The sequence below is a fragment of the Streptomyces sp. NPDC001157 genome (genome assembly GCF_053598255.1).
Genome location: NZ_JBSFJW010000079.1, coordinates 1 through 6,409, shown reverse-complemented (window position 1 = coordinate 6,409; position 6,409 = coordinate 1). Strand labels below are relative to the sequence as shown.

3 protein-coding genes and 1 pseudogene are annotated in these 6,409 nt (G+C 68.6%); all 4 read right to left on the bottom strand.

The annotated features are described in order from the left end of the window. Positions 1-147 precede the first annotated feature (147 nt). On the bottom strand, positions 148-2,691 hold the full coding sequence (gene glgB, locus ACWDAG_RS47545) for a 1,4-alpha-glucan branching enzyme (RefSeq protein WP_450701834.1): 2,544 nt from the start codon (positions 2,689-2,691) through the stop codon (positions 148-150). A gap of 38 nt (positions 2,692-2,729) precedes the next feature. Beyond that, positions 2,730-4,118 (bottom strand): maltokinase N-terminal cap-like domain-containing protein, encoded by a 1,389-nt coding sequence (locus ACWDAG_RS47540; protein ID WP_450701833.1) that lies wholly within the window; start codon positions 4,116-4,118, stop codon positions 2,730-2,732. 105 nt (positions 4,119-4,223) lie between these two features. Beyond that, positions 4,224-5,924: a maltose alpha-D-glucosyltransferase gene (treS, locus tag ACWDAG_RS47535; RefSeq protein ID WP_450701832.1), complete on the bottom strand. Its 1,701-nt coding sequence runs from the start codon at positions 5,922-5,924 to the stop codon at positions 4,224-4,226. Continuing rightward, positions 5,921-6,409, bottom strand: a pseudogene (locus ACWDAG_RS47530) (alpha-1,4-glucan--maltose-1-phosphate maltosyltransferase); the annotation flags it as partial. The gene treS and the pseudogene ACWDAG_RS47530, both read right to left, overlap by 4 nt.

Sequence of the window (6,409 nt, the reverse complement as noted above, 5' to 3'; positions counted from 1 at the left end):
CCCCGGACCCCCGCTCCTCAACCGCCGGAGGGGCTGATTTTTTCAGCCCGTCCGGCGTTTGAGGACGAGGCCGTTCAGGCCGATCGGGGGTCTGGGGGCGCAGCCCCCAGGGTCGGGAATGGGAAGGGGCGGCGGGGGCGAGGAAAACTAGGCCGGGCGGAGCCAGACCGTTGCCAGGGGTGGCAGGGTCAGCCTGATGCTGGCCGGGCGGCCCTGGTGGGGGTGGGGTTCCGGTTTGATGATGTCGGGGTTGGTGACGTCGCTGCCGCCGTACTTTGCGATGTCCGTGTTCAGGGACTCGTGCCAGGCAGGGACGTCGTCGGGGACGCCCAGACGGTAGTCGTGGCGGACCACGGGGGAGAAGTTCGAGACCGCCAGGAGCGGGGTGCCGTCGGCGGCGAGGCGCAGGAACGCGAAGACGTTGTCCTCGGCCGCGTCGCCGACGATCCACTGGAAGCCGGACGGATCGGTGTCCTGCTGCCACAGGGCGGGCGTGTGGCGGTAGACGATGTTGAGGTCGCGGACCAGGTCGCGGACCCCGCGGTGGTCGGCCTCGGCCCCGTACGCCGGATCCAGCAGCCACCAGTCCGGGCCGTGCGCCTCCGACCACTCCGCGCCCTGCGCGAACTCCTGCCCCATGAAGAGGAGCTGCTTGCCGGGGTGGGCCCACATGAAGGCCAGATAGGCCCGGAGGTTGGCGCGCTGCTGCCACCAGTCGCCCGGCATCTTCGAGACCAGTGAGCGTTTGCCGTGGACCACCTCGTCGTGCGAGATGGGCAGGACGTAGTTCTCGCTGTACGCGTACACCATCGAGAAGGTCATCTCGTTGTGGTGGTACTTGCGGTGGATCGGCTCGTGGCTGATGTAGTCGAGGGAGTCGTGCATCCAGCCCATGTTCCATTTCAGGCCGAATCCCAGCCCGCCGAAGCCGCCCGGGCCCCGGTGGTGCGTGGCCCGGGTGACGCCGTCCCAGGCCGTGGACTCCTCGGCGATCGTGACCACGCCCGGCACCCGCCGGTACACCGTCGCGTTCATCTCCTGCAGGAACGCCACCGCGTCCAGGTTCTCCCGTCCACCGTGCTCGTTCGGGACCCACTGGCCGGGCTCGCGCGAGTAGTCGAGATAGAGCATGGAGGCGACCGCGTCGACGCGCAGGCCGTCGATGTGGAACTCCTCGCACCAGTAAATGGCGTTCGCCACAAGGAAGTTGCGCACCTCTCGGCGGCCGTAGTCGAACTCCAGGGTGCCCCAGTCGGGGTGTGCGGCGCGGAGCGGGTCCTCGTGCTCGTAGAGCGGGCGGCCGTCGAATTCCGCCAGGGCCCAGTCGTCGCGCGGGAAGTGCGCAGGCACCCAGTCCATCAGGACGCCGATGCCCGCCTGGTGCAGCGCGTCGACCAGGTACTTGAAGTCGTCGGGGGTGCCCAGGCGGGCCGTGGGGGCGTAGAAGCCGGTGACCTGGTAGCCCCAGGACCCTCCGAAGGGGTGCTCGGCGATCGGCATCAGTTCGACGTGGGTGAAGCCCAGGTCCTTGACGTATGCGGGGAGCTGTTCCGCCAGTTGACGGTATGTCAGGCCCGGGCGCCAGGACGGGAGGTGGACCTCGTAGACCGAGAACGGGGCCTCGTGCGCGGGCACGTTCGCACGCTGCTCCAGCCACTGCGCGTCCTGCCACTCGTGGTGGGAGGCGGTGACGATCGACGACGTGTTCGGCGGGGCCTCCGTGCGGCGGGCGAGCGGGTCGGCGCGCAGGGTCTTCGAACCGTCGGGCCGGGTGATCTCGAACTTGTACAGCTCGCCCTCGCCGATCCCCGGCGCGAACAGCTCCCAGACACCGGAGGAGCCGAGCGAGCGCATCGGATGGCCGGTGCCGTCCCAGAAGTTGAAGGTGCCGGCCACGTGCACACCGCGCGCGTTCGGCGCCCACACGGAGAAGCGGGTGCCGGCCACGCCCTGGTGCGTCATCGGATGCGCGCCGAGCACCTGCCACAGATACTCGTGCCGCCCTTCCCCGATCAGATGCAGGTCGAGCTCGCCCAGCGTGGGCAGGAAGCGGTACGCGTCCTCGGTCTCCAGGTCCGTCCCCTCGTACCGCACCAGCAGCCGGTACTCGGGGACGTCGGTCAGTGACACCAGGGCGGAGAAGAACCCGTCCCCGTCGTCGTGCAGCTCGGCCCGCAGGTCCGCGGCGACGACGGTCACGGACAGCGCGTACGGCCGGAAGACCCGGAAGGCGACCCCGCCGGGGACCAGGTGGGCGCCCAGCACCGTGTGCGGATCGTGATGAGTACCGGCGAGCAGCCGCTCGCGGTCACCGACGGACACCTCCGGCGACGCGACGGGAACGGGTGCGGTGACCTTCTTCGCGGCGGTGACGATCTTTTTGGCGGGTGACTTGGCGGGGGTCGCTTTCTTGGCCGTCGTCTTTGCGGTCGTCTGGATGGTGGTTGTCTGCTTGGCGGTTGCCTTCTTCGCGGTCGTCTTCTTCGCGGTCGTCTTCTTCGCCGGGCTCTTCTTCGCCGTTGTCTTGGCCGCCGTGGTCTTCGCCGCGACCGCCTTTTTCGTGGCTGCCTTCTTGGCGGTGGTCTTCGCCGCCGCCTTCTTCACCGATTTCTTGGGCTCGGTCGCCTTCTCCGCGGCCTTCGCGGCCTTCTTCTTCGGATCCGAACCGCTGGGCGTGGGGCGGGGGGTCACGGGCGGCGCCTCCTCGGCGAAGGTGAGGTGGGGTCGGGTCAGTGGGGGTCGGATGCGGCGTAACGCTCTATCGCCGCCATGGGAACGGGCAGCCAGTCGGGGCGGTGACGCGCCTCGTAGACGACTTCGTAGATCGCCTTGTCCGTTTCACAGGCGCGCAGCAGTACCGGGTCCGTACGTGGATCCCGACCGCTGACCTCGGCGTATCCGGAACAGTAGGCGGCTCGGCACGCGTCTGCCCAGCCCTCTGCCTGGGGAGCGGCGGAGTGGGCCGCGTAGTCGAAGGACCGCAGCATGCCCGCGATGTCCCGGGCCGGCGGCTGTGGCATGCGGCGTTCGGCCAGTGGTTTGGACGGCTCGCCCTCGAAGTCGATCAGCCACCACTGACCGGCCGGCGAGCGCAGACACTGCCCGAGGTGCAGGTCGCCGTGGATGCGCTGCGCGGTCCAGGTACGGCCCTCCGCGGCCAGGTCGGCGAGCGCGGTGAACGCGGAGTGCAGGGCGGGGGCGTACGGCCGTAGCGCGGGCACCGCCTGTGCGGCGACGTCGAGGCGCTCGATCATGCCGTCGGCCAGCAGTTGCAGCTGGGTGTGGCCCAGGGTGACGGTCGGCAGCGCGTGGGCGAGCGCCGTGTGCACCTCGGCCGTGGCGCGGCCCAGCGCCCGTGCCTCCGCACCGAAGTCCTCGCCCTTGGCCAGCTCGCGCAGCGCCAGCTCCCAGCCGTCCGTCGCACCCTGCAGAAACGGCTGGAGCACGCCGAGTACGTACGGCTCCCCGGCCAGCTCCGCCCGCAGCCACGCCGTGGGCGCCGGCACCCGGGGGCAGCCCTCGCGGGCGAGCGCCAGCGGCAGTTCCAGGTCGGGGTTGACACCGGGGAGGACCCGGCGCAGCAGCTTGAGGATGAACGTATCTCCGTAGACGACCGACGAGTTCGACTGCTCGGCGGTCATGAGGCGTGGGACGAGTCCGGTGCGGATCTCCTGGCCGGGCTCCCGGTCGAAGCGCAGCCCGCCGATATGGGCCTGGGTGCGCAGCGCTTCCAGGAGGACCTCGGCCGGCCGGGAGTCGTACAGGGCGTCGTACACCGTCCGTCCTGCAAGGGGGCCCTGATCCACGTGTCCGATCAGCGCGGGCGCCAGCCGGGGTGGCAGCGCCTCGCGCACGCCTATCAGCAGCTGGTAGCAGTCGCCGGGGTGGGCCTCGGCGCCGAGCGTGAGCGGCTGATGGGCGCGCACCAGCAGGTGGAACAGGCCCAGCCTGCCGTCGGCCGGCAACAGTTCGGTGGCCGCGACCAGCGAGAACCCGGTGACCGGCCGTCCCTTGCCGGCGAACCAGCGCTGCCGAGGCAGCCATTCCCGCAGCAGGGGATCCAGGGACGCGAGCAGGCCAGGACTTGTCTTGCCGGAAAGTGTGACAGTTTCCGCCATGGTGTCACATTCCTTTCCCCGGGTGGGCGGGGTGTTACTGATGCGTGCCCCGGGTGGGACAGGGGAAACCGCCCCACCCCGGGTTCTGCGAGGCGCTGCGCGGCGCTACGCGGGGTCCTTGCGCAGCCGGAACCAGTAGAAGCCGTGCCCCGCCAGTGTCAGCAGGTACGGCAGCTCGCCGATGGCCGGGAAGCGCACCCCGCCGAACAGTTCGACCGGGTGACGCCCGTTGAAGATCCGCAGATCCAGCTCCGTCGGCTGCGCGAACCGCGAGAAGTTGTGCACGCACAGCACGAGATCGTCCTCGTACTCCCGCAGGAAGGCCAGCACCGCCGGGTTGGAGGACTGGAGTTCCGTGTAGGACCCGAGTCCGAAGGCCGGGTTCTGCTTGCGGATCTCGATCATGCGGCGGGTCCAGTGCAGCAGCGACGAGGGCGACGACATCGACGCCTCGACGTTGGTGACCTGGTAGCCGTAGACCGGGTCCATGATGGTCGGCAGGAACAGCCGCCCGGGGTCACAGGACGAAAAACCTGCGTTGCGATCCGGTGTCCACTGCATCGGGGTGCGTACGGCGTCGCGGTCGCCGAGCCAGATGTTGTCGCCCATGCCGATCTCGTCGCCGTAGTAGAGGATCGGCGAGCCCGGGAGCGACAGCAGCAGGGCGGTGAACAGCTCGATCTGGTTGCGGTCGTTGTCCAGCAACGGCGCGAGCCGCCGCCTGATCCCGATGTTGGCGCGCATACGCGGGTCCTTCGCGTATTCCGCCCACATGTAGTCGCGTTCCTCGTCGGTGACCATTTCCAGGGTCAGCTCGTCGTGGTTGCGCAGGAAGATGCCCCACTGGCAGCCCGCGGGGATGGCCGGGGTCTTGGCGAGGATTTCCGAGACGGGGTAGCGGGATTCCCGCCGTACCGCCATGAAGATGCGTGGCATGACGGGGAAGTGGAATGCCATGTGGCATTCGTCGCCGCCACTTCGGAAATCGCCGAAGTAGTCGACCACGTCCTCCGGCCACTGGTTGGCCTCCGCCAGCAGGACCGTGTCCGGGTAGTGCGCGTCTATCTCCTTGCGCACCCGTTTGAGGAACTCATGGGTGGCGGGCAGGTTCTCGCAGTTGGTGCCCTCCTGCTGGTAGAGGTACGGCACCGCGTCCAGGCGGAAGCCGTCGATGCCCAGGTCCAGCCAGAAGCGCAGGGCGGAGATCATCTCCTCCTGGACTGCCGGGTTCTCGTAGTTGAGGTCCGGCTGGTGGGAGAAGAAGCGGTGCCAGTAGTACTGCTTGCGGACCGGGTCGAAGGTCCAGTTGGAGGCCTCGGTGTCGACGAAGATGATCCGCGCTTCCGGGAACTGCTTGTCGTCCTCGGCCCAGACGTAGTAGTCGCCGTACGGGCCGTCGGGGTCCCTCCGCGACTCCTGGAACCACGGGTGCTGGTCGCTGGTGTGGTTCATGACGAAGTCGATGATCACGCGCATGCCGCGCTGGTGGGCGGCGTCGACGAACTCGACGAAGTCGGCGAGGTCACCGAACTCCGGGAGGACGGCCGTGTAGTCCGAGACGTCGTAACCGCCGTCGCGGAGCGGTGACTTGAAGAAGGGCGGCAGCCACAGGCAGTCGACCCCCAGCCACTGCAGATAGTCGAGTTTGGCGGTGATGCCCTTGAGGTCGCCGACTCCGTCGCCGTTGCTGTCCTGGAAGGAGCGGACGAGGACCTCGTAGAAGACCGCACGCTTGAACCAATCCGGGTCCCGGTCCTTGGCAGGGGTGTCCTCGAAAGTGTCCGGAACCGGTTCGTTGACGATCATGTTGTGGGTGACCCTCCGATCTGCGGGGTGGACGGTCGCAGGACGGTGCTGTGCTCACCCGGGGGCTGACCCCCGGACCCCCAGCCGACAACAAGGACGTGTGCCCCGCCTGGCCTAAGGCGCACATAGTTGGCCCTGCCCCAGTGATAGGTCTCGCCGGTGAGCTCGTCGCGCACCGGCACCGACTCGTGCCATTCCAGGCCGAGTTGCGGCATGTCCAACGAGACCGTGGCCTCCTGGGTGTGGTGCGGGTCGAGGTTGGCGACCACCAGAACAGTGTTCGAGCCGCTCCGCTTCGAGTACGCGATCACCGCGTCCTTGTCCGCGTGATGGAAGTGGAGGTCGCGCAGCTGACGCAGGGCAGGGTTCGAGCGCCGGATGGTGTTGAGCCGGGTGATGAGGGGGGTGATGGTGCGGCCTTCGCGTTCGGCCGTCTCCCAGTCGCGTGGGCGCAGCTGGTACTTCTCCGAGTCGAGGTATTCCTC

Coding starts and splice junctions, on each gene's coding strand:
- ACWDAG_RS47540 (WP_450701833.1), bottom strand. CDS start 4,118: ATGGCGGAAACTGTCACACTTTCCGGCAAGACAAGTCCTGGCCTGCTC.
- treS (WP_450701832.1), bottom strand. CDS start 5,924: ATGATCGTCAACGAACCGGTTCCGGACACTTTCGAGGACACCCCTGCC.